The organism is Paenibacillus wenxiniae, assembly GCF_039822605.1.
Taxonomy (GTDB): domain Bacteria; phylum Bacillota; class Bacilli; order Paenibacillales; family Paenibacillaceae; genus Saccharibacillus; species Saccharibacillus wenxiniae.
The window spans coordinates 367,223-391,984 of sequence record NZ_JBCGUH010000004.1 but is presented as its reverse complement, the minus strand read 5'-3'; the positions used below and the strand labels follow the sequence as shown (position 1 = coordinate 391,984).

Here is a 24,762-nt window from a genome sequence, read left to right as displayed (position 1 = left end):
TTTGTAAGAAAAATTCACTTTAAGGGAGTTATGAGAAAATGAGGAATTTAAGGTACATAAGTTTTCTACTGGTTTTAGTATTTTCAGTAATTGGCTTCAACAACGTTTCACACGCAGCAAATCTAATTACATGGGCAAGCAAAGGAAGTTTGACGTATCAAATTAGTGGATCTGCTGGAACAATTGAAAGAGCCACTGCTGGTAAAACTTCTGGTAAATGGTATTGGGAAGTAAAAGTTAACCAAGAAGGTGCAGGAGATGGCGTGAAATGGATAATCGGAATTACAAATTCAGATTCCTCAAAATATGCTGCATACTTTGGGTTCGACGGTCAGAAATATGATAGCAAAACGGGCATAACTAAATATGGAGCAGCTTATAGCGTAAATGATATCATCTCTGTTGCTTTAGATATCGACAATCATACAATTGAATGGTATAAAAATGGCGTAAGTCAGGGGAAAACTACTTATACAGCTAGCAACTTCCCAACCTCTACATTTGCAGCTCTAGTAAGTGGATCAGATAGTAATACACGAACAGCTACAGCAAACTTCGGCGCTTCACCTTTCAAATACAGTATTCCAGCCGGATACAAAGCTTACGATGAAGACAACTACGTCCCTGTTATCGGTCAATCCACATTGAAAGCTACTGCCGGAGATAGTCAGGTCAATCTGAGCTGGACTCCAGCCGATCAAGCAAAAAGCTATACGGTTAAACGTTCTACTACAGCAGGCGGTCCATATACTTCTATCGCACAAAGTGTTACTGCTAACGTATACAACGAGTTAACTTATACCGATACGAATGCAACAAACGGCACTACGTACTACTACACCGTAGCTGGAGTAGCCAATTCATCCGAAGGTCCCGCTTCCAACGAAGCTTCAGCTACACCGGTAGCAGCGATTAAGCCAAATGAACAAGCAGTGTTAGACGTAGCGATTGAGAAAGAAAAAGCAAAAGTCGGCGAGGAATTCACAGCAGATCTGTCACTCAAAAATGTGAATGATATCTATGCAGAAGACTTTGTTATCAATTACGACAGTAAGCTTATGCAGTATCTTGGTTATACCGAAATCGCGGGGTACAAAGTGTACAATGAAACGAACGATAATAAAGGTACGCTTCGCTTCATCGTGGCAAGCCAGGGTAAAAATCATGGCATCTCAACTGACACCCTGTTCTTGAAACTTAAATTTAAAGCGATCGCAGCAGGTGAAGGCAAAGTCGATTCACTCACAGGCAGAATCGCTGATACGAAGCAAGAGTATGATATTAGCGCAGCCAATGCATTGCAGGATACAATCCTTATTGAACAACCTGCTTTTTTGGACGTAAATAGATCTGGTGAATATACATTACTCGACCTTTCTATCGATGCATTCTACTTCGGATTAACAGCAGCAGATACAGATAAAACATTGTATGATGCTGACCAGACTGAAGATAGCAAAATTGGCGACGACGATCTGGTGTATATCGTGAATCAAATGCTTACAAACACAAACTACAATCCTCATAAATAAATAACAGCTGTACAAACCAACCACGAAGACGATCCTGTCTGGTGGTTGGTTTTTTTATTGATTTGTTTGTTTGTTTGTTTTGAAAACGATAATAAACTATTCATTAATAGCACATGGACAAGGGGCTGCTCTGTTTACACTATCATCTGCTCGATTATAAATAAGATTTCTAACCGTATATATGTCTTTTTCTAAACGCTATGTAAATTACCGCTCATTACACCAATTTAAAAGTCAGGATAACAATAAAAAAGAGCCGACTATGCCGACTCTTCACTTGCTTATGTATGCTGATTGCTAAAGTTGCTACATGAATATAAATTCATATGGCGGAGAGAGAGGGATTCGAACCCTCGCACCGCTTACGCAGTCTAACCCCTTAGCAGAGGGTCCCCTTATAGCCACTTGGGTATCTCTCCAAGAAATGGCTCCCCGAACAGGACTCGAACCTGTGACAACTCGATTAACAGTCGAGTGCTCTACCAACTGAGCTATCAGGGAACATTGATCAATCTAAAAAATAATTTACCATGTTTCTCTGGGCAAGTCAAGCGATTCCAATGTAAGTTTTCCTCCGCATTTGCCACAACGATATTTGCCAGGGTCCATACGACGTTTACGTAAATATTGTGTGCTGCAATCGTGGCAAACAAGTCGGTAACGGTATAGCTCTTTCGGCTTGCTTTTCAGCATATCCGGCGGAATCTGGCAGTACCGCCCCCCACCTACACGCTGAAGCCAGTATTTAAATTCGGCATCCTTATGCTGATAACCTTTACCTAAAATGTGAAGATGATAATGGCATAGTTCATGCTTAATAATTTTCTCTACCTCATCGCGACCAAAAGCAGCGAGCTGATGCGGGTTAATCTCGATATTATGGCTTTTGAGAAAATAACGTCCTCCTGTTGTGCGTAGGCGCGCATTAAATACGGCATGGTGCACAAATGGACGTTCAAAATGCTGTAAAGATAATTGTTCCACCCATGCCTGAAGTTCTTCGTTCGTCATGAAACCCGCTCTGCTCCTTTGACATGATTGTTCCGAATGTATACTGCTTTCCTATACGGCATAGCCCTTTTCTAAAAAGCAGCACAAGTCAGTATCTTCTAGTGTTAACCATTTTCTAACATGTGGTGCACCAAAAAAGATTCCTATGAGGCAAAATATCATTCTGCTTCTAGTGTTAGCGATCTTCTAACACGTGGTGCAACAAAAAAAGATTTTTGCAAAGCAAAATATCATACCTCTTCTAGTGTTAGCGATCTTCTAACACGTGGTGCAACAAAAAAGATTTTTGCAAAGCAAAATATCATACCTCTTCTAGTGTTAGCGATCTTCTAACACGTGGTGCAACAAAAAAGATTTTTGCAAAGCAAAATATCATACCTCTTCTAGTGTTAGCGATCTTCTAACACGTGGTGCAACAAAAAAGATTTTTGCAAAGCAAAATATCATACCGCTTCTAGTGTTAGCGAACTTCTAACACGCGGTTCAATAAAAAAGATTTTTGCAAAGCAAAATATCATTCTGCTTCTCTTGAATTTTAACTTTGTTATGCGCTACACTTCAAGTACAAACTGCATTTTCGATCATTTTTATGACGAACATGTATACCGGACTTCCGGCAATTCGACTGAAGGAGAATGATGATGAGTACCTCACCTATGCGCTATGTGATTTTACAGCAGGATACTGAGCTTCAATATGTGGAGATGCCTGCGGATTATGCTTACCAGCTCAGCGCGCTTCATTTACGATTACATAAGGAGATCGGCAAATTAACCGTCTCTGATGTGCCCAAGCTTCCCTATGCCGTTGCCGAATGCAACGATCTGGAGCTGCTACAGGATGGTGCACAAACGATTGGCGGATTGGATTATATTAATGCACTGGAGCAGTCGTTTGCACGTTTACAGGAGCAGGAGTACCCGTTAGTGTCCCTTCTGACCGAAATACGTGCGTTACAGGCGCAGCTTGAGCAATGGGTTGAAGAATATGCTGAGCAGCAATGAGCTTGTGTTATAGCGGATGTGGCTGTCTGAACTGAAGACCCCGTTCCCTTTACTCTAACTATCATCATATGCAAACAGCCCTGTAGATTACTTTACAGGGCTGTTTCTTTTTATTCTGCTGCTGACTTATTGTTTTGTTACGAGCCTATTCAGTACATATTGTTACATAGCAGACGACGATATCGCGTACATATACCATCATATGGTTCCCCGCCGAAACAATGTTATCACATTCGCACTACTCTACTAACGAGACTAGCGAGCCATTCATATTGACTTAGATACAGATCATTTAGTGGCCGGCTGCTTCCTGAGCAGACGATGGGCGCATCGTTAGTCCAACGCGACCTTTTTTCATATCTACATTCAGTACCCATACCGTTACATTATCGCCTACCGAAACGACATCCATCGGGTGCTTCACAAATTGCTCGCTCAGCTGGGAAATGTGCACAAGGCCATCGTTTTTGATGCCGATATCGACAAAGGCACCAAAGTCGATCACGTTGCGTACCGTTCCTTGCAGCTCCATCCCTGGCGTGAGATCTTCGAGCTTCAGCACATCGGTACGGAAAATTGGCAATGGCAGCTCATCACGCGGATCGCGTCCTGGACGCTGTAAACTGTCCAAAATGTCGCGCAGTGTGGGCACACCGATATCCAGCGCTGCGGCTGTCTGTTCGACGTCTACACCTGCAAGCGCAGATATGGCTTCCGCACTACCTAATTGTGCTGGCTGAATGCCGAGCGATTGCAAAAGCTTGGTCGTCGCCGCATACGATTCCGGGTGAATGCCAGTGTAATCAAGCGGATTGTCTCCACCTTTAATACGCAGGAAACCGACGCATTGCTGAAGCGTCTTCGCACCCAAACGCGGCACTTTTTGCAACTGCTTGCGGCTGATGAAGCGACCATGTTCTTCACGGTATTTGACGATGTTTTTGGCGATTGTTGCATTCACGCCTGCGACATAGGAGAGCAGCGATGGAGAAGCGGTATTCACATCGACGCCGACATGGTTAACTGCGGATTCGACAACGCCTTTCAGCGAGCTTTCCAGATGTTTTTGTGATACATCGTGCTGGTATTGTCCGACACCGATCGCTTTGGGGTCGATTTTGACCAGTTCAGCCAGCGGGTCCTGTATACGGCGTGCGATGGACGCTGCACTACGCTGTGCGACATCCAGATCAGGGAATTCCTCCTGCGCTAGCTTGGAAGCGGAATATACACTCGCTCCTGCTTCATTCACGATCAGGTACGCCAGCTTGCGATCCTGAATCTCCCCAATCAGATCGGCTACAAATTGCTCGGTTTCACGTGATGCGGTACCATTACCGATGACAATCAGCTCGATTCCATGCTCATTGATCATACGCTGGAAAATTTCAGCCGCTTCACGCTTTTTGTTGACCGGTGGTGTTGGATAAGTAACCGCCACTTCCAGCAGTTTGCCTGTCTCGTCGACAGCGGCCAGTTTGCAGCCTGTACGGAAAGCTGGGTCAACGCCGAGCACTCTCGTTTCCTTGATCGGTGCTTGCAATAGCAGATTGCGCAAATTACCAGCGAAGATCGAAATCGCCTGGCTATCGCCCTTTTCGGTCAGTTCTGTACGTACTTCACGTTCGATCGAAGGTGCGATCAGACGTTTGTAGGCATCCTCAATCACTTCACCTAGTAGCTTTTGCACGGCAGATGGACCTTGAATGAGTTGCTTTTCCATATAACGATAGATCGATTCTGGTGCGACTTCCAGCTGTACTTTGAGTACATTTTCGCGTTCACCGCGATTGATCGCTAGAATACGGTGAGGTGGCATTTTTTTCGCCAGCTCCCGATAGCTGTAATACATTTCGTATACTGATTCTTCATTCGCATTGCGTGCTTCAGTTACGAGCATGCCGTGATCGAAGGTGTAGCGTCTGATCCAGGTACGAATGGTCGCATCATCGGAAATATCTTCTGCAATGATGTCCATCGCTCCTTGTAGCGCCTGAGAAGCGTCTTCTACGCCTTTACTCTCGTCCACATACTTCGCAGCCTCGACAAGCGCTTCTGGCGCTTTCGGCCCACTGCGTATCCATTGTGCGAGTGGCTCCAATCCTTTTTCACGGGCAACGCTGGCACGTGTTTTACGCTTCTGACGGTAAGGACGATACAAATCCTCCACTTCCTGCAACTTGCTCGCCTGTTGAATCGACGCTGCCAGCTCCTCAGTCAGCTTGTCTTGCTCACTAATGATGCGCAGCACTTCTTCCTTACGTTCCTGTAAGTTACGCAAATACTGATGGCGCTCTTCAATATCACGAAGCTGGTTTTCATCCAGCTCTCCGGTCATCTCTTTACGGTAACGGGCAATAAACGGAATCGTATTGCCTTCAGACAACAGATCAATCGTCGTACGAATCTGCTTTTGTGAAATATGCAGTTCATCCGCAATTTGACGTACGATCCGCTCGCGTACCTGCTGCTCGCTATCTTTCGCTTGCGCTTCATGGATTACTTTTTGTTCAGACAATCTGATCCCTCTTTCCATTCTCTGTACATGCAGAGAACCTATATCAATAGCTATATTATCTCAAAAGTTGGGCATGATCTCAAACGATATTGCAAACCTTACCGATTAGACGCAAAAAACCCGGTGCAGTCACCGGGTCCACTTGCTCGCCGAAAGCCTTTAGAAGTCCACGAGGCCGAGGCTGATCTGGAGAGAATCATGCACCCTACGCATGGTCTCTTCATCCAGATGTGTGATTTTGTCAGTCAAACGTTGCTTATCAATGGTACGAATCTGCTCTAGTAAAATGACGGAGTCTCGGTCAAACCCATGAGACTTCGCGTCGATCTCCACGTGCGTCGGCAATTTGGCTTTTTGAATCTGTGCCGTAATCGCCGCCACAATGACCGTCGGACTGAAGCGATTACCGATATCGTTCTGGATCACCAGAACCGGTCTCACGCCACCCTGCTCAGAACCGACGACGGGCGATAAATCTGCAAAAAATACATCGCCACGCTTTACGATCAATGTCTACACCCCGCTAACTAAGCGGTCCAGAGTGATGTCCGCTTCTTCCTCCGCATAGAATGCTTCACAAGCGATTCTCAGATTGATCTTGGCCATTTCCATATATCCGCGCTGCATCGATTCACGGACAATCCGTTTCTTGCGCTCCGTCAGATACACTTTCGTTGCCTTTCTGATTAACTCGTTGCGGTCGGAATTATCCAAAGCTGCGATCCCATCGATTTCCTGCAAAAGCTGATCCGGTAAATGGACCATAATCCCTTGCACGTTCTGCATGTTGTCCAACTGTCCAGCACCCCCAAAACCTTTTCAGCTATACCCCTTAGCTGTTGTAACGGCATTTTTTCATAATGCGAATCCAAGTTTATGGTCTGACCTCATGCACAATACATGGAGCCACTTTGCTGCCCTCATTATAAACTACAACAACAGTATGAGTACAGACTTTTCATCACATTATGTAAGATTCGCTCAACATTTTCCGTTTCCTTCCACTTTGCGAAAAATATTTTACCGCAAAAGGGGGTTTAAACAGCTAACGATTTCGCCGTCACGGTAATAGAGACGAGGGACACGGGAAGCGATCATGCAGACCACTTCGTAATTGATAGTACCGAGCCAAGAAGCAAGCTCATCAGCCGGGATGAATTCATCCTGCTGACGGCCGATTAAGACAACCTCATCGCCGATTTGGATTTCTTCTGCCTCCTGGGCAAAAGATTTAAGTGATACCATACACTGATCCATACAGATCGTTCCAACGACAGGAACTCTACGTCCGCGAAGCAGCACTTCGGCTTTTCCGCTAAGTAAGCGTGAATATCCGTCGGCATAGCCGATTGGAAGCGTAACAATCACTTCCGGCTGCTCGGTCACATAACGAGTGCCATAACTTATACCCGAGCCTGCTGGCAACGTTTTGGTATAGACAACCTTCGTTTTTACAGCCATGACCGGGGCTAATGCTATCGCCTGCTGGTTCACTTCGGTCGAAGGATACAGCCCATACAGTGCAATTCCTACCCGAACCATCTGTGGAGACAATTCAGGAGCATCAATCGCGGCAGCACTGTTCCCCGTATGTATGACAGGGATAGTATAGCCCATGCTTCGCACTTCGCGGTTCACACGCTGGAAATTCTCGTATTGCATCAGTGTATAATCTTTATTGTGCTCATCCGCTCTTGCAAAATGGGTGAACATCCCTTCCACTTCCAATGTCGGTACCGCAAACGCCTTAGCGATCAATGCAGGTGCCTCATCTGGAAACAGACCCAGTCGTCCCATTCCGCTATCAATTTTGATATGAGCTTTGAGCTTGCGACCGGAAGGTTCCACAGACAGTCCGGCAATCGCTTCAAGCACTTCTTCTGTAAACACATTTAAAGTAACATCATACTCATAAGCTGCTGCTACCGCCTCTGGTCCTGTATAGCCCAGTACGAGAATCGGCAACGAAATACCGTGCTGACGCAGCTCAATCGCTTCGTCTAAAAAAGCCACGCTCAGATAATCCGCGCCAAGTTGTTCCAGCTCACGGGCTATCCCTACAGCACCATGTCCATACGCTCCTGCTTTTACACAAAGCATCAGTCTGGTTGTGTGCGGCAATGCACTCCGAAAAGCTTCATAATTCGCTCGCAGCGCATCCAGATCAATTTCCGCTCTTGTTGGTCGATATTGCTCTTGCAATTACAGTCACCTTCTATCCGTTTTTGCCCATCCGGGCAATACAACTATGTTAATGCGGAAGCCGGATAACTGTCAATTACAAGCGACCTGCAAGATGCTATCAAATGCGATGTCAAGGCTTCGGAACAGAACGATCCAGCGGACGAATCCACCGCTTTCCAGTGAAGAATATTCGGCATGGAATGACAGCCGACATCAACGACATCATCCTATTATATCTAATCTCACCCTAAAAAGGCGAATAGCCGTCCAGCATTGTCTGTTCGGTTTCGCCTTGTTTGTAGTATTTACCCTCTTCTTTCAAAATAGAAGCGGATCGATTGCAAATTAAGAAATTTACATTAAAGTGTTAAAGTGATCCTGAAATCATTTGTAAACTACTACCGTACCGCAATATTCGCATTCACGATTTTGCTGGGGTGCCAGCGTCTGGGGCGCACCACAACCTGTAGGATCTAATTTATAATGTCGGCTAATCGAGTCTGAAAAGTAACCCACACAACAAAAAAGAGCCTTTTCAGGCTCCTTAATGTCGCAGATTTCTAGCTACCCGTGCCCTGCATGGCTAATTTTTATTGCAGCAACTGAGCGCATATTCACGCTCAGCTTCTTAACGGAAAGGCTTCGCAGTCTTCAATGCTTAGGAAACTGCCTGGCAGTTCTTACCGCCTTTATTTTTCTCACGTTCTTTCGCCTGACACGCAGAGCACACACCTTGAAAATCCAGTCGGTGATCGGTCACTGTAAAGCCGTATTCACGTTCCACACGCTTTTCCAGAGCGAGCAACCAGTCTTCCATAATCTCTTCCACATTGCCGCAGCGTGTGCAGATGAGATGGTGATGCAAATGGGGGCTATTGGCTGCACGTAGATCAAAGCGTGCCGCTCCATCGCCAAAATTAACCTTTTGTACAATCTGTAGCTCATTCAGCAAATCCAGCACCCGGTACACGGTCGCCATACCGATTTCCGGAAATTTTTCTTTGACGAGCAAAAATACTTCCTCTGCGCTCAGATGATCCTTTTCATGCTCCAGCAATACCCGGATTGTCGTTTCACGCTGTGGCGTCAGCTTGTAGCCTTTGGATTTGAGACGTTCCTTAATCCGGTCTACCTGTTCCGTCAGCACCATCATGTTTTTCACACCTTCCGGTTAATTTGATTCTTCCTGTTCAAGTAACGTGTTCATATTGTCATTTCGGTGGAATCGTTCATCTTCGTCATCTATTCCAAATGGTACGGTGTAGCTAACATCTCGACACGACGTACACATTCATGTCTGCATCTACCGAGCATAATATAAATGGAGACCGATATCTGTATATTCACGCACACGGTACGATACCGTGTCTGACTGTAAGAGAGACCATCAACATACGTAACTTGTATTTATATTTAGAATAATTATAAATATATCATATCGGAACCGATTGTACTTGTAAATAGGAAGAAAAAAATTCGCTAACCGATGAAGCTATGGACTGGGATGATTCACATTTGAAGATGCCAGTGCATGTACACCAACTGTTTTACTAGGTAGACACTACTGCTGCTTACACGTATAGAAGTTTGCCTATACGCCCTAAACCGGATAATCCACATTTAAAATGATTACAAGATGGAGATTAGAGTTAGTCATTCCAGACAATAGGCGATGTGTTGTTGCCAATATGTGTATGTGTATGTGTATGTCTATGTCTATGTGTCCATGTCTATATTTATTACCGAGATCACTACCCCTGCCGTCTTACATAAGTATCTCAGTACAGCCCTGCTCCTCTACAGCATTACAACTATAATACGATCAATTGCTTTCCACTCGCTGCGCATAGATAACAAATTTACCTTCATCCGGTAACTCACTTCCAACCCAGCCCACTGGCATTCCCTGATTGCGATAAATGTGAAACATTTGTTCAAAGTAAGGATGTGGTTGTTTCATTAACAGCCGGGCTGTCGCACAATGATACAGGTCGCCACTAATAATATCAGCTACCTGATCAACATGTTCGCTCTCTATATGTAATTCAGTAGCAAGCGGAGTCATTCTTTCCTTAATAAGACGATAAAAATCATGTTCTTCTTCATACTCAATCAATGCACGTTGAAGTTGTCGCTGCTCATCATCCGTTGCTGCGGGAATATCGCCTAAAGCTTCTGCCGTAATATCCAACAAAAAATAATACGGAGGCTCCACATCTTCATCCCTGTAAAACTCCAGCGCTTCTTGCAGATCGGTAAACAAGTGGTTAGACGTATGGATTTCGATCATTTTGCCGTGACTCTCCTCTGGTAGCTGCGTAGCAACATGGATCGACTCTACAGCTGCCCTATACGTACCTGTCAGTACATCGCCTTTTTCAATAAAATCGATCACTTCTTGCACTTGTGGAGGAAACATATCTTTAGCAGGCATCCGCTATTCAACTCCTTATGTGTATAATGATCGCTGATCGCTCTACATCGTTATACAAGCGATTAAAGCGCGAATATGTTGAAAATTATAACAAATCTCCAAGCGGAAAAGGTTACGTTTACAGCAAATATAAACAGAGATGGAGCAACACAAAGTAAGCAGAGATGAAGCAACTAGAAGTGAATTGAAAAAGTGAGTAGCCAGCATGGATGAGATCATAACCGACGATAATTCAAACGGTCATTCCCTATAGTCATTTTTATATAGTTAACAAAAACATTAATTATTAATATTATAATTGACCTATCTATGAACGTTATGATACATTCAAACTATAAACGATAGCATCTTGCAGCTGCTTGTTTTGCTGTATACATATAGCTGCAACGTTTCCACTCTTGCATCAACTCTATTTTGAACATGAAAGGATGAACACTATGTCTCAAACAAGCATCAAAGCTAGAATGATTGTTGACAAATCCTTCCGTATCGCCGAGGTAGACAAACGAATTTACGGCTCTTTTATCGAACATCTGGGCCGGGCTGTATATGGTGGTATTTATGATCCAGGGCATCCGCTCGCCGATGAACATGGCTATCGCAATGATGTCAAACAATTGATTCAGGAGCTGCAAGTTCCGATTATTCGTTATCCTGGTGGTAATTTTGTATCCGGTTACAATTGGGAGGATGGTGTAGGTCCTGTCGACCTGCGTCCGAAGCGTCTGGAACTGGCATGGAGAACGATTGAGCCGAATGAAGTCGGTACAAATGAATTTGCACAATGGACGCGCGAAATTGGCTCCGAAGTCATGATGGCGGTCAATCTAGGTACGCGTGGCATTGATGCTGCACGGAATCTGGTCGAATATTGCAACCATCCCGGCGGTACATATTATAGCGATCTGCGTAAGCAGCATGGCTATGCCGATCCACATGGTATCAAAACATGGTGTCTTGGTAACGAGATGGATGGCCCGTGGCAGATCGGACACAAAAATGCAGAGGATTATGGCAAGCTGGCACTGGAAGCAGCCAAAGCGATGCGTCTGGTCGATTCATCGATTGAACTTGTAGCATGTGGCAGCTCCAATACTAGCATGGCGACATTCCCACAATGGGAAGCAACAACGCTTGATTATACGTATGATGAGGTTGATTTCATTTCCTTGCATCAATACTATGGCAATCAGGAAAATGACCCTGCCAACTATTTGGCTCGCTCGGTCGATATGGATCATTTTATTCATACCGTAATCTCAACCTGTGACTATATCAAAGCAAAGAAACGCAGCAAAAAAGATATGTATTTGAGCTTTGACGAGTGGAATGTATGGTATCACTCTAACGATGCCGATAGCAAAATGGACCCGTGGAGCATCGCGCCGCCACAGCTTGAAGATGTGTACAATTTTGAAGATGCACTGCTCGTTGGCAGTATGCTGCTCACGTTCCTACGTCGTGCAGATCGCGTGAAAATGGCTTGTATGGCACAGCTCGTGAACGTGATCGCACCGATTATGACCGAGACAGGCGGGCGTTCCTGGAAGCAAACGATCTTCTATCCGTATATGCATGCTTCGGTGTACGGTCGTGGCATATCGCTGAAGCCAGTTATCGATTCCCCAGTATATGATGCAAAAGATTACACTGATGTTCCTTATCTGGACAGCGCTGTGGTGCATGACGAAGAAAATGAACATCTGACGATCTTCGCGGTGAACCGCCATCTGACCGATGCGCTTGATCTGAACTGTGATGTTCGTTCCTTTGAAGGCTATGTGATCGAGGAGCATATCGTACTAGAAAATGATGATCTGAAAGCTGTAAACACAGCCGACAATGAGCAGGTTAAACCGCATAGCGGTGGTAACTCCACACTGGATGGCGGCATGCTGACTGCACGTCTGAGCAAAGCTTCATGGAATGTGATTCGTTTACGCAAAGCGTAATTCTGGCAGTAGTTTTTCATCCTGTTTATCTTGTCTATAAATAGCAAAAAGGGAGCGAAGCGATCCTTCGATCACCTCCTCCCTCCTGTTGCTATACTATTGCTCTAACTGAGCAATATCGTTGTTTACAGCATGCATACGCGAATACGCCAGCATCTATGTAGGCTGCGAAGCGATGCGTTGTCGCAATATTTGCAAGCGCTATCAGCATCGTCATAAACCGAATGATCGTGCAATCGAATCAGCAATAAATCATACGCGGATCATCCTGTTCAATGGTGCATCCCATTGGTCTTGCCTAATGCTGTTCTTGCTTTTCCGGCTTCGGTTGTTCAACCGATGGTGTTGTTGGGCGAACACGCTTGTCATAATACAAACGGAATACAATATCCTGATTGTAATTACCAAAGCCGCGTCCAAACAATGTCAGCCCACCCACATGCTCAGCCGAAGATTCAACAGCCAGCCGTAATGTCCATTGCCGATCACGCACATTCACTTGATCCAGCGTCACATCAGACAACTGAATACCGTCCATAAAGGTGCCCTGACGCGTCACTTGCAAATGTTTGAGTAGACCGTACTGGTTAATAATTTCTGGCCACCATGCCGGATTATACTTACCGCGCTTATCGCCATAGTCACCTGGACTTGTCCATGTGCCAAGCTTAACATCATTCAGGTAAAACGTAATATCAGACGGGAAACGATCATCTGTCATCGGAGCTTCCGAGGAAATTTCCATCGACATCATTAGCTCCAGCGGATTTTCAGTGGATAGCAGAAAATTCGGGATTTTATATTCAATAAAACCTTCGCTAAACCATAAAATTTTCGCCTGAAAACGCTCAGCATCGAAAAAGTAGCGTGTATCGTCAACCTGACCGATAAACTTTTCAGTTGAAGCCAGACCACAGGTCGGTTCAGCTGCCAGATCAGTATAATGTCCGATCGAAATCTCACTTTCGTGATAGTTGCGCACATGCTCTACTTTATTAGGGAAAGCGATATTCGCCTCTTCCACTTGAAGATAGCATACCTTTTGTACGCCGCCTTTACCAGGCTGCATATTGGTTGAAATGATGGCTGCTTTCTCCAGCTTTTTGACATGCATCGATACGATGGCGCTAGTCAATCCAACCGCTTCTGCCAGTTCGCGAATATTCATCGGTTTGTCGGCAAGCAGCTGAATAATTTTGTGCCGTACACTGCTGGCAAGGGCTTCATACACAGGCAATGATTTGTCCGAAATATCGAGATTCATGGGCAAGCTCCTTCATTAGCGAGTGTGTAACGTTTTTGTTTATATTTTCACTATATCCTTAGGTTAACAAAAATACAAACGTTTCCGCTTGAAATGTGGAAATATCCCCATTCTGTCAGGCAAAATCCCACTTTAACTTCGCTTTTACTATCAAAGGAGGCATTTTACTATGATTAATATGAATGTGAACACAACGGTAACAACAGGCACATTGAGCCGTCATCTGCATGGACAATTCGCTGAGCATCTCGGTCGCTGTATTTATGAAGGCATGTGGGTAGGTACCGATTCACCAATTCCGAATACAGACGGTATCCGCAATGATGTACTGGAAGCGCTGCGTGAGCTGAATATTCCCGTACTGCGCTGGCCGGGCGGCTGCTTTGCGGATGAATACCACTGGAAAGATGGCGTAGGCAAACCGGAAGAACGGGCACGGATGGTGAACAGTCACTGGGGCGGCGTTGAGGAAAATAACCATTTTGGTACACATGAATTTTTACGTCTGTGTGAACTGCTGGAAACGGAACCGTACATTAGCGGTAACGTAGGTAGCGGTACGGTACATGAGATGCAGCAATGGGTGGAATATATGACACAGGACGGTACGTCTCCAATGGCAGACTGGCGTCGCCAGAACGGTCGCGATGAGCCGTGGAATGTGACTTACTTCGGTGTTGGTAACGAAAACTGGGGTTGTGGCGGCAATATGCGTCCTGAATATTATGCAGATCTGTATCGTCATTATGCGACTTATGTGCGTAACTATGGCGATAATCAAGTGTACAAAATCGCCTGCGGTGCGAATACAGACGATTATAAATGGACCGAAGTGCTGATGCGCGAAGCAGGTCATCTGATGAACGGCTTGAGCTTGCACTACTATACGATTCCATCTGGTAATTTCTTTACCGGTAAAGGGGCTGCTACTGGCTTTACGACAGAAGAATGGTTCAGTACGCTGAAAAACACGCTGTTCATGGAAGAATTGATCGTGAAGCATTCTCAAATTATGGACAAATATGATCCAGAGAAAAAAGTCGGCATGATCATCGACGAGTGGGGCATCTGGACCGAAGTAGAACCAGGTACCAATCCAGGCTTCTTATTCCAGCAAAACACAGTGCGTGACGCGATCGTAGCTGGCGTGAACTTGAATCTGTTCTACAAATACGCAGATCGGATCAAAATGGCGAATATCGCGCAAATGGTTAACGTATTGCAAGCGATGGTATTGACCGAAGGCGATCAAATGCTGCTCACACCAACATACCATGTGTTCAATATGTATCAGGTGCATCAGGATAGCGAGCGTCTGGAACTGCACTGGGAAAGCCCGGAATACGTGCTGGGCGCACAATCGATTCCAAAAATCAGCGCTGCCGCATCGAAGGATGCACAGGGTCAGGTTCATATTACCGTATGTAATCTGAGCCACAATGAATCCGAAACATTCAGCTGTGCGATTGAAGGTGGCTCTTATACGGCTAACGGAATCGTACTGGCAGGCGATGCATTGGATGCACATAACACATTTGCACAGCCAGATCGTGTAGCACCAACTGAACTCAATTTGACGCTGTCAGCAGAAGGCGTGCTGAGCTTCGAGCTTCCACCTGCTTCGGTTGCGCGTATTACATTGTCTTAATCGCGAGTGTTATACACATGACATGGATGCGATATAGGCGGATAAATACAGGCGATGCACTGAAAGTAAGAAATCGAGCACGATGACTATAGCATTGATCAGCTTTAGCATTATAAATACCACAAAGTAAGTAGAAATAGGTTTAAGGAGTTATAGGTTTACGGGTTTACGGGTTTACGGGTTTACGGGTTTACGGGTTTACGGGTTTACGAAGTTACAGAGTTAGGGATTTATGAACCTGTCGTTCTATCAATATACGAAACAGATGAAGTTAATAAACAGCTATAATCAATGAAAACAAACAATCGTTTTACTTGCAGAAAGGGGCATGAACCATGAGCGCAATTCATCGGATGCAGCCTGCTGTCGATACTAGCAATGGCTGTAAAGGCTGCAATCGCAGTCCTGTACTGTCAGAGGAAAGAATCGAGCAGCTTGTTCAGCTCGCTATGGCAGGCAAGCAGGCGGATGAGCTTGCGTCCGAAACAGTGCAGCAGGAGCGGTTTCAGCGTTGCATGGTCTGCCCTTCTCTCCAATTCGGTACGACCTGTAAACATTGCGGCTGTCTCGTGCATATTCGAACGCGTTTACAGGCAAGCCATTGTCCTGCCCCTGCTGGATCGCATTGGGAGCTATAACGTTATACGGGATATGTATACGATCAAATAAAGCAAACAGCGGACAGCATCTCTGCATGTGGTGTATAATCGTTACGGATTGAAATCAACAACGGTGAGGCAGCCCCATAGCTGACAGCACCGAAACCGGAGGATAACGATGTCACCACATAAACTGGAACAATGGTTTGCCACAGGAACACTTTCAGAAGATACACTTATTGATATTTTGCATCAATGCTCTGTCGTACCGTTGCTTTATGATGAAGGCGGACAATTAAAATTACAGGATTTCCATGAGCAGTTAGAGACACCTTTGACAGGGGATCTCGCTGCTGCGGCAGATGCACTGTATACGATTGTCATTGCCGCTTTTCAGCGTTATAGCGAGCCGGAAGCGTATGAGCAGCTACAGGATGTTATCAGCTTGCAGGAAGATCTGTGTATGAGCGGCGTGCTTGCCGTTTCGGATTGGATCGACTGGATGACACGCTGTGCTGAGGGTGAACAATCTTTGCCAGAAGTCGACTTCCACAGTCTGTTTGAAGATTTGCCAGAAGGCTATATGGTACAGGATTTTCATGATGACCTGACATTTATTTTGCAGCAACCGGATCATGACAAATATGATGAAGCATTGCGACAGCAGTCTTTATTGTACGGTCAGCTCGGCGTGAAGCAGAGTCATTAATATGGGTTTGAGCAAAAAGGTTTGCATAGTTGCATGCAAACCTTTTTGTATGAATATGGATACCTGGCTGTGCATGGTTAGGCTGTTGAATGATTGACGCTTGTAGCTGTATACTTGTCATTATGCTGTTTTACGATTTGCTTTGTACTGCTACACGCTACACGATTGCCATTATACTTTTATAAAATCACCTTTTACTTGGGTACGATTCCATCTGGCGAACTATAATAAAGACAGCTTCCTATGTTCAAGGAAGCTGTCTCTTTGCGTTTGTATTTTCTTTTACACGGGTTGTGTTTCATTCATATTGTTGTACCTATCGTTGTGTGTATTTGTGTTTGCATCTCTATGACATGATACGAGTGCGTGCTGGAGCAGTTAGTTTACGATACAGCTACAACGTATCCTTCATCCACATGCACACATGCAAACACTACTTTTGACGTTGAATTTTGATTGATGCTGTAATCGTCGTCGATACCGAAGGATCGCTGATCGAACTAATTTGCAGTTGCAAACGCACGATGCGGTGTGAAGACTGTGGCAATTTTAACAGCTTACCAGTATTGTCTACGTATTCTGGATCGCTGCTGGACAATATGTTGTAAGTCAGACGATCACTTTGCGGTAGTGTGATGATCGGCTCGCCTACGACCGTATTGCCAGTTATCACTTTATGGAATGCACCCGCAGCAGCCTTGACACGATCCTGTTCGGTACCCGCGATACGATAAATACTATTGGCAATTTTCGTATCGCTCTGCACCACATTTCCATTCTCATCTAAATGATATGCACTCAGATGAAGCTGATAGGTGCCTGGCTGCAATACTTGAACTTTTGAGCTACCGTCATCCCCAAGGAAAGTGACGATATTGTCTAATCCGCTCAATGTATAATAGCCCGGTTTAAACGTGTCGGACGATGATTTGACCTGCTGCACCAGTGTACCCATATAATCACCATTAATCGTATACGCATCCAGCTCCAGCGCATTGATATTATCCGACATTAAGCGGAATTTCAGTGCTGCTGCGTCCTCCTTACCGTTTAAGCGTACAATTGGATTCTCAATCTGTACTTGCTGAATACCTAAGCCTGTATCAGGTTGATCTTTACCAATATGAAGCACAAACGGCAGATGGAGTGATGGATAACCGTCGGCTGTTAATTGCACATCGCCTTCATATACGCCATCTGCTGCCGCCGTAGAAGGTGTAACCGAAAGTGTAAACGTCGTCGCTTTATTCGGATCAGCCGTAATCGTTCCGTCCGCCCCGATACCTTGCAATACAGCCCCAATATTGTTCACATCTGGCGTTGCGATTGGTGCGCTTGGATCGGAGGTAACCGATGGATGCATATTGACCTTTGCATGATACGTTATAGCTGTGCCTGACGTATTTTTAAGTTGTAACAATTGATCATGAGGCGTTCCATCTGCCTCTATCACACCAAACGATGCAGACGGATTATAGTTCGTTACCGCTTTGGCGTTAAGTTTTTTGTCCAAAATAGTAATATTCTCGATCGCTTCCAGCACAGCTGGTGTATTTACAGCAGCACCGATATCTGCTCGTCCTGCTCCCTGCGAATACACATCATAACGCTGACCGGACTCATCTACTAATGGCACCGATGTATTGGCAAGCGCGGCTCGAATGTCAAATGGTGTCCAGTCTGGATGCTCTTGCTTGAGCAAAGCCGCCATCCCAGTCACATGTGGAGTTGCCATACTCGTACCACTTTCACGTGCGTACGCAGTAGCATAATTTGCGTCTTTACTATATTTTCCATACGCAGGGAATGTAGAACGAATCGACAATCCTGGTGCAACGAGATCCGGTTTGATACCAAGATCACCATCCAGATTCGGACCGCGTGAGCTGTAGGAGATCAGATGATCACCAGGCACATTTTGCGCTGGATAATTCGCCCCAAATGTAAATGTAATCGGCTGATCGGCATGTTGTAGTGCAGCACGGGCAAGCGCGCGGCCTTGCGCACCTTTCATATCAAAGGTCGGAATATAATCAAAGCTATCGCGCAGAAAAGCATTATAACCAATATATCCATCCCGACCGCTGATGCTGGTAGACAGATTGGCTTTGCTGGAATCGTTAGCATCTTCATTGCCATTAAAAATAATAAGCGCTACTGCTCCGTGTTCTTTTGCATTGGCAATCTTTTGTACAAATGTCAGTCCACCACGCGAAACAAGCACAACTTTGCCATTCACATTTTTACCATCATAATCCGTTTCCGCGCCTAAACCTGCATATACCCCTTGCAGCGGCTTCGTACCGAGAACCGAAGCGAACTGGTCATGAGCGGTCTCCCAGGCAAGCATATGCAGATCATATGCTTGGTCAACTGCATTCGTTGATTGGGCGGTAGTTGGTTCGCTGGTAGTTGGTTTGGTTACTGCTGTAGAATCCGTCCCATACGTATCGGTTGTTACACGAGCAGGCATTGTATTCGTCGCTGTATCCGTACCATACACATCTGCATGGACGGTAGCACTGTAATAGGTAACCGGTACAGTTGAGGCACCTACCGAGATCGCTAATGGTGATGTTGCTGGCTCACCGAGCGAATAATAATAAGAACCTGATGAAGCTGCATTCCCATTAGCAATGACAACGGTCGTTCCACTTAATACAGCGTTGTTAACCGCAATCGTTTCCGGGGCATTGATGTCTTTATCTTCATCGGTGCCGATCGACATGTTAATAATATCCATATGATCTTTGACCGCATGCTCGATACCATCAATGATCGTCGCTGTATCACCTGTATCCGCATTGGTCTCCGGGTCACGTCGCATCACACGATACATATACAGATCTGCTCCATAAGCTACACCCTTTTGCACCACATCACTTTGAGTGTTAGCTGCGCGTCCGGCGATCGTGCCGGATACATGCGTACCATGCCAGCTTCCGGCATAGCCTGTACCGTATACATCGTCTGCAACCGAGACAGGTGGGTTTTCATATGGATCGCGATCATGATCGACCGAGTCGTAACCGCCTTTGTAGGCGCCTTTCAGATCGGGATGATCGTAATCGATACCGCTATCCAGTACACCGACTCGAACTCCTTTTCCAGTCAATCCTTTCGCCCAAGCAATTTGTGCACCGATGACTGATAGGGGCACCGCATCATACGTAGCGCCGGTTACTGTTGTAGCCGTTTGAGGTGCTGGCAAAGTAGTATATGTTTTATTTTTATAAATCGATTTGACGCCTGGCAGCTTGGCAAGCTGTGGAATTTGATTCGCTGGCAGCGTCATCTCTACACCATTCAGTACGGTATTGTAGCGATAATTTACTTTATACGCAATATTTTGGTTGCTTGCCTGTAGTAAAACGTTGTTTTGCTGAGAAGCGACGTTGTTTTGCGAAGTTTCCAGTTTGCTATCGGAAAATAAATTAGACTGCGCTGAACTTGTTTGATCATCTTGCAATTGAATCGCCACAGGTTGATCGGTCATTTGTACGATAACGGATACCGGCTTGCTGGAGGAAGTATCAATATCCGGTGAAATCATATGCTCCTGTTGATGAATCAATCCTGACATGGAAGCCGTTAGATTACCACGTTGAATCACGTAAGGTGATTGTGCCGTGCCTGGAGTAGCAGCACGAGCGACAAAAGGATCGCCGACGATGCTAATGCTCAGAATTGTTGTAATAGACCAAATCCATAACCGATTTCGCTTGCTCCCTGTGTTCAATGTTCTCTCTCCATTCTATAGTTTTGTCATGAAGCAGTGCTATAGTACCACCGCTGCTAAATGACTGAATAGAGACTTTTTTCACAGATAGCATTTTTTTTGCGATACCTATTTATTGAAAAACGTTTTTTATTAAACAACATTAACTTATTAAAAATCACCTTTATTTATCCATTCAAAGTAATTTATATAGATGATATTTATTTTTTACAAACTTGATTATCTTTGAGAAAAAGACTTTAGAACTAGTTGAAAAACATATCAATAACATATTTATGCAAGTTATAACATCTAAAGTACTAAAATAAGAACATAATGATAAGCAAAGCACCCTTTGAGGTCAGTACACCAATCTATACATGCTTACCTTAAAGGGTGCTTCATCTTGTTGCTTGTTATCTTATTACATTTCATCTTGCTATGCTTTGTCTAACTGACAGCTATACTGTATATCTTCTTTAAGACCGAGATGGAAGAGACAGTGGTAATGACAAACACCCTTTGAATGGAGCTTCCCGTATAGGGGATTCGCTCTATTTCAAAGGGTGTTGTTCACTTTTTTTTATTCTGACGATACGTATACATACGTTTCATGCTGCATATGCGATCATACAGACATATAGAACATGGCATCAAGCCATATCGATGCATGATCCATTCTTCTTATCGCTTAGAGTATAAGGAATGAACGATCACTTATTTCTTCGGCTTCTCGATCTTCACCAGTGCATGTACGGTACGCTTCACAGTTGGATCATTCAACGAACTGATCTGTACTTGCAAACGAGCAATACGATAGCCTGCCGCTGGATATTTGATCAATGTACCAGCGTTGTCCACATATTTTACATCACTGCTGGACAGTACTTTATATTGTACGCGTCCATCCTGCGGCAGATTCAGTACCGACTGACCGATTACCGTATTGCCATCGAGAATGTAGTTAAATGCACGCGCTGCTGTATTCACGCGATCCTTCTCTGTTCCATCCACACGATAAGAAGAATACGCACGCTTGATGGAGCTTTCAGCTACACTACCATCAGCCGCCATATGATACGCGACCAATTCCAGTTTGTAAACGCCTTTATCCAGTACTTTGTAGGCCGGTTTACCATTAGCGTCCTTACCGATATAAATATTATCGATACCGCTGAACGCATAGTATCCTGGTGCAAATGCTGGATAACCGTTGTCACCTGGTGGCTGCACAATTTGTGCCAGTGTGCCTACATATTCATCATTCAAATCGTATGCGTATAACTCCAACACATTGGTATCGTTCATGAGCAAGCGGAAACGAACATCGGTAGAATCCTGCTTCCCATTGAGACGGACAGTCGGCTCAGTTACAGATATTTCTTGCAGACCGAGTCCGCTATCTGGATTGCTTTTACCGACCTGCGCTACGAATGGCAGATGCAATGTCGGATATCCAGCTGCCGTCAGTACCACTTCACCTTCATAAGGTCCTTCTATTGCATTTGCCGATGCTTTTACCGACAATGCAAATTTCGATGCTTTACCCGCTGTTGCCGTTACCGAGCCATCTGCCCCTATACCTTCTAGTACCGCCGTAATATTGCTCACATCCGGCGTAGCTACAGGATTGTATGGATCAGAAGTTACGGATGGATGCAGCTTCACGCTTGCTTTATACGTCACAGTCGAACCTGATCCATTTTTCAATTGGAGCTGTTTCGTTACCGCATCGCCACCAGCTGCGATCAAGCCGAAAGCAGCGGACGGATTGTAATTGGTTACTTTCGTTTTGTTCCAGTTTTTATCAAGAATCGTGATGTCTTCTACCGTTTGCAGTACAGCTGGTGTGTAGACCGCAGAACCTACATTGGCACGACCTGCACCTTGCGAATACACATCATACGGTGTGCCTTCCTGATCAGCAATCGTATCTGCTGTATTCGCCAGTGCTGCACGAATATCAAACGGTGTCCAGTTTGGATGCTCCTGCTTCAGCAAGGCAGCCATACCGGCAACATGCGGCGAAGCCATACTTGTACCATTTTCACGCTCGTAGGCTTGACTGTACGAAGCATCTTTAATGTATTTTCCATAGGCTGGAATAGAGGAACGAATGCCTACGCCCGGTGCAGCCAGGTCTGGCTTAATGCCCAGCAGACCATCCTGGTTCGGACCACGTGAGCTAAAGTCAGCCATATTGTCGCCTGCTACTACTGTTTTTGGATATTCACTACCGAATTTGAAGGTCAGCTCACCATTCGCACTGTCCAGTGCAGCACGTGCAAGGGCGCGTCCTTCTTTACCAGACATATCGAAGGTTGGTACATAATCATAGCCTTCTCCGATAAATGCAGATGGACCGATATGACCATCGCGTCCACTAATGCTCTCGGACAGATCAGCCTCGTTCGGGTTACTTGTCTTTGCATTACCATTGAAAATAATCGCTGCTTTCGTGCCATTTTTGCGAGCAATCGACATTTTATCTACGAATGCCAGATTACCACGAGAAATCAGCACCACTTTACCTTTAACATCCTTACCAGCATAATCTGCTTCTGTACCCAATCCTACATAGACACCTTGCTGTGCGGATGTACCGAGAATGGAAGCAAAATTCTCCTGCCCTACATACCAGCCCATCAAGCTCAGTCCATACGCTTGATCGCCGTACACATTATTACTCACCGTTGGTGTATTGTCATCCAGGTAACGTACAGACGATGCAGGCGCTGCTGTAGCACCACCATACACAGAAGCCGTTACACTTGCTTCATATAAATTGTACGGTGTGGACGAAGCGCCGACCGAGATGGCCAGCTGGGCGCTTGCTGGTGAACCCATTGAGTAGTAGTAATAACCAGCTTTGGCTGCATTACCGTTAGCGATCACTGCGGTTACTCCGCTCAATACCGCATTGTTGATCGCTACCGAATCAGGAGAGTTTACGTTTTTCTCCGCATCCGAGCCGAGCGACAGATTGATCACATCCATACCATCTTTGACCGCGTGTTCAATGCCGTCGATAACCTGTGCAGATGAACCGGAAGCACGACCTGTTTGTGGATTGCGTCCGAGTACACGATAGACGTACAGATCGGCATCATACGCGACCCCTTTTTGCACAACGTCACTCTGCTTGTTGGCAGCGCGACCGACAATCGTACCGGATACATGCGTACCATGAGATGTACCGGCAAAACCGATACCGTATGGATCATCCTGTACCGAGATTGGAGGTGCTTCATACGGATCATTGTCTTTATCAAACGAATCGTAGCCGCCTTTATACGCACCCTTCAGATCTGGATGATAATAATCGACACCGCTATCGATAACGCCCACTTTCACGCCTTTACCGGTCAAACCTTTTTGCCATGCCTTTTGCGCACCGATGAGTGACAATGGCGAAGCATCATATGTAGCCTGACTCGCCGTTAATGAAGGAGGGTCCTGTACCGGAACCGTGTAGTATGTATTATTTTCAAATACGGAGCGTACCCCTTCCAGTTCAGCCAGCTTGGGCACCTGGTTGGCAGGAATCGTAATTTCCAATCCATTCAGTACCGTATTGTAGCGATAATTAACATGCAGATTAATTCCTGCCGCCAGTGCGCGCGTAACAAAGTTATTTTGCTGGTTGTTAACCGCACTCTCTGTAGATTCAGCAGCAATCGACTGCAAACCGATTTGCGCTGCATATTCACCTACCGCTGCCGGTTGATTCGTCAGCTGTACGATAACACGAATATTCGATTTGCCACTTGTATTAATATTAGGCGAGATCACATGCTCCTGATCTGTACCCTGTAAACCGATCAGACGATCAGGCAATGTTTTCTGTTGCAAAATGTAAGGTGATTCTGCTGTTCCTTCATTTGCAGCATAAGCAGCACCGGGTGCCCAGATTGTTCCTGCGGTAAGCAATACAGCCAGAGAAGCGGTAGACAGCTTGCGTAAAACGTGAAATTTCGTTTTCGTCAAATTACGTCCCTCATTTCAAATAGTAGTGTATACTTCCGATCTTCATACCCCTGTTGTAAGCAAAAAAATATATATGTTAGTTTTATTAACCTCCTTCCCCATTCGTCATATGTTTAGGAAGATTTTGTTACATAGGATTATATTATCACCTGAATTAACCACTGGCTAGATATTTTATCCATCTATAGATTATTTTTGCGTT

General features: G+C 45.2%; 16 protein-coding genes and 2 tRNA genes. 6 read left to right on the top strand and 12 right to left on the bottom strand.

What is annotated here, in order from left to right:
- The first annotated feature begins 38 nt into the window (after positions 1–38).
- Positions 39–1,532 carry a cohesin domain-containing protein gene (locus AAHF22_RS10385; RefSeq protein WP_347324914.1) on the top strand — a complete coding sequence of 498 codons (1,494 nt, stop codon included), beginning with the start codon at positions 39–41 and terminating at the stop codon, positions 1,530–1,532.
- A 327-nt stretch (positions 1,533–1,859) separates the two neighbouring features.
- On the opposite strand, the gene AAHF22_RS10380 is transcribed toward AAHF22_RS10385, so the two are convergent.
- The 3 genes from AAHF22_RS10380 to AAHF22_RS10370 form a co-directional block, all read right to left on the bottom strand.
- Positions 1,860–1,951, bottom strand: a tRNA-Ser gene (locus tag AAHF22_RS10380).
- Positions 1,952–1,957: 6 nt separating this feature from the next.
- Positions 1,958–2,033, bottom strand: a tRNA-Asn gene (locus tag AAHF22_RS10375).
- A 24-nt stretch (positions 2,034–2,057) separates the two neighbouring features.
- Positions 2,058–2,543 carry a SprT family protein gene (locus AAHF22_RS10370; protein ID WP_347324913.1) on the bottom strand — a complete coding sequence of 162 codons (486 nt, stop codon included), beginning with the start codon at positions 2,541–2,543 and terminating at the stop codon, positions 2,058–2,060.
- 641 nt (positions 2,544–3,184) lie between these two features.
- On the opposite strand from AAHF22_RS10370, the gene AAHF22_RS10365 reads away from it, so the two are divergent.
- Positions 3,185–3,547, top strand: coding sequence for a hydrolase/acyltransferase (locus tag AAHF22_RS10365; RefSeq protein WP_347324912.1), 363 nt, complete (start codon positions 3,185–3,187; stop codon positions 3,545–3,547).
- Between the two features lie 292 nt (positions 3,548–3,839).
- Here AAHF22_RS10365 and AAHF22_RS10360 read toward each other — a convergent pair whose 3' ends face one another.
- The 6 genes from AAHF22_RS10360 to AAHF22_RS10335 form a co-directional block, all read right to left on the bottom strand.
- Complete coding sequence (locus AAHF22_RS10360; RefSeq protein WP_347324911.1) at positions 3,840–6,065, bottom strand: Tex family protein; 2,226 nt, start codon at positions 6,063–6,065, stop codon at positions 3,840–3,842.
- Positions 6,066–6,224: 159 nt separating this feature from the next.
- On the bottom strand, positions 6,225–6,575 hold the full coding sequence (locus AAHF22_RS10355) for a type II toxin-antitoxin system PemK/MazF family toxin (protein WP_017812889.1): 351 nt from the start codon (positions 6,573–6,575) through the stop codon (positions 6,225–6,227).
- Positions 6,576–6,578: 3 nt separating this feature from the next.
- Positions 6,579–6,860, bottom strand: a complete 282-nt coding sequence (locus AAHF22_RS10350; RefSeq protein WP_322903037.1) for a CopG family ribbon-helix-helix protein — start codon at positions 6,858–6,860, stop codon at positions 6,579–6,581.
- Between the two features lie 225 nt (positions 6,861–7,085).
- Positions 7,086–8,267, bottom strand: coding sequence for an alanine racemase (alr, locus tag AAHF22_RS10345; RefSeq protein ID WP_347324910.1), 1,182 nt, complete (start codon positions 8,265–8,267; stop codon positions 7,086–7,088).
- A gap of 640 nt (positions 8,268–8,907) precedes the next feature.
- Positions 8,908–9,399: a ferric iron uptake transcriptional regulator gene (gene fur / locus AAHF22_RS10340; RefSeq protein ID WP_371834050.1), complete on the bottom strand. Its 492-nt coding sequence runs from the start codon at positions 9,397–9,399 to the stop codon at positions 8,908–8,910.
- A gap of 672 nt (positions 9,400–10,071) precedes the next feature.
- Positions 10,072–10,683: a hypothetical protein gene (locus AAHF22_RS10335; protein ID WP_347324909.1), complete on the bottom strand. Its 612-nt coding sequence runs from the start codon at positions 10,681–10,683 to the stop codon at positions 10,072–10,074.
- 428 nt (positions 10,684–11,111) lie between these two features.
- Between AAHF22_RS10335 and arfA the strand changes: the two genes are divergently transcribed.
- The gene (arfA, locus tag AAHF22_RS10330; protein ID WP_371834046.1) at positions 11,112–12,635 is read left to right on the top strand and encodes an arabinosylfuranosidase ArfA; all 1,524 of its coding nucleotides are present in this window, start codon (positions 11,112–11,114) and stop codon (positions 12,633–12,635) included.
- Positions 12,636–12,933: 298 nt separating this feature from the next.
- Here arfA and AAHF22_RS10325 read toward each other — a convergent pair whose 3' ends face one another.
- Entirely contained in the window at positions 12,934–13,899 is a 966-nt protein-coding gene (locus AAHF22_RS10325; RefSeq protein WP_347324907.1) for an ArsR/SmtB family transcription factor, read from the bottom strand.
- Between the two features lie 169 nt (positions 13,900–14,068).
- On the opposite strand from AAHF22_RS10325, the gene AAHF22_RS10320 reads away from it, so the two are divergent.
- The 3 genes from AAHF22_RS10320 to AAHF22_RS10310 all read left to right on the top strand — a co-directional run bounded on the left by AAHF22_RS10320 (position 14,069) and on the right by AAHF22_RS10310 (position 16,855).
- Entirely contained in the window at positions 14,069–15,547 is a 1,479-nt protein-coding gene (locus AAHF22_RS10320; RefSeq protein WP_347324906.1) for an alpha-N-arabinofuranosidase, read from the top strand.
- A 335-nt stretch (positions 15,548–15,882) separates the two neighbouring features.
- Positions 15,883–16,185 carry a hypothetical protein gene (locus tag AAHF22_RS10315; RefSeq protein WP_347324905.1) on the top strand — a complete coding sequence of 101 codons (303 nt, stop codon included), beginning with the start codon at positions 15,883–15,885 and terminating at the stop codon, positions 16,183–16,185.
- 139 nt (positions 16,186–16,324) lie between these two features.
- Positions 16,325–16,855 (top strand): hypothetical protein, encoded by a 531-nt coding sequence (locus AAHF22_RS10310; protein ID WP_347324904.1) that lies wholly within the window; start codon positions 16,325–16,327, stop codon positions 16,853–16,855.
- 433 nt (positions 16,856–17,288) lie between these two features.
- Here the strand turns inward: AAHF22_RS10310 and AAHF22_RS10305 are convergent, their stop codons facing one another.
- Together AAHF22_RS10305 and AAHF22_RS10300 are read right to left on the bottom strand one after the other, a co-directional pair.
- A complete protein-coding gene (locus tag AAHF22_RS10305; RefSeq protein ID WP_347324903.1) occupies positions 17,289–20,594 on the bottom strand; it encodes a S8 family serine peptidase in 3,306 nt (1,101 codons plus the stop codon).
- Between the two features lie 696 nt (positions 20,595–21,290).
- On the bottom strand, positions 21,291–24,560 hold the full coding sequence (locus tag AAHF22_RS10300; protein WP_347324902.1) for a S8 family serine peptidase: 3,270 nt from the start codon (positions 24,558–24,560) through the stop codon (positions 21,291–21,293).
- Positions 24,561–24,762 lie beyond the last annotated feature (202 nt).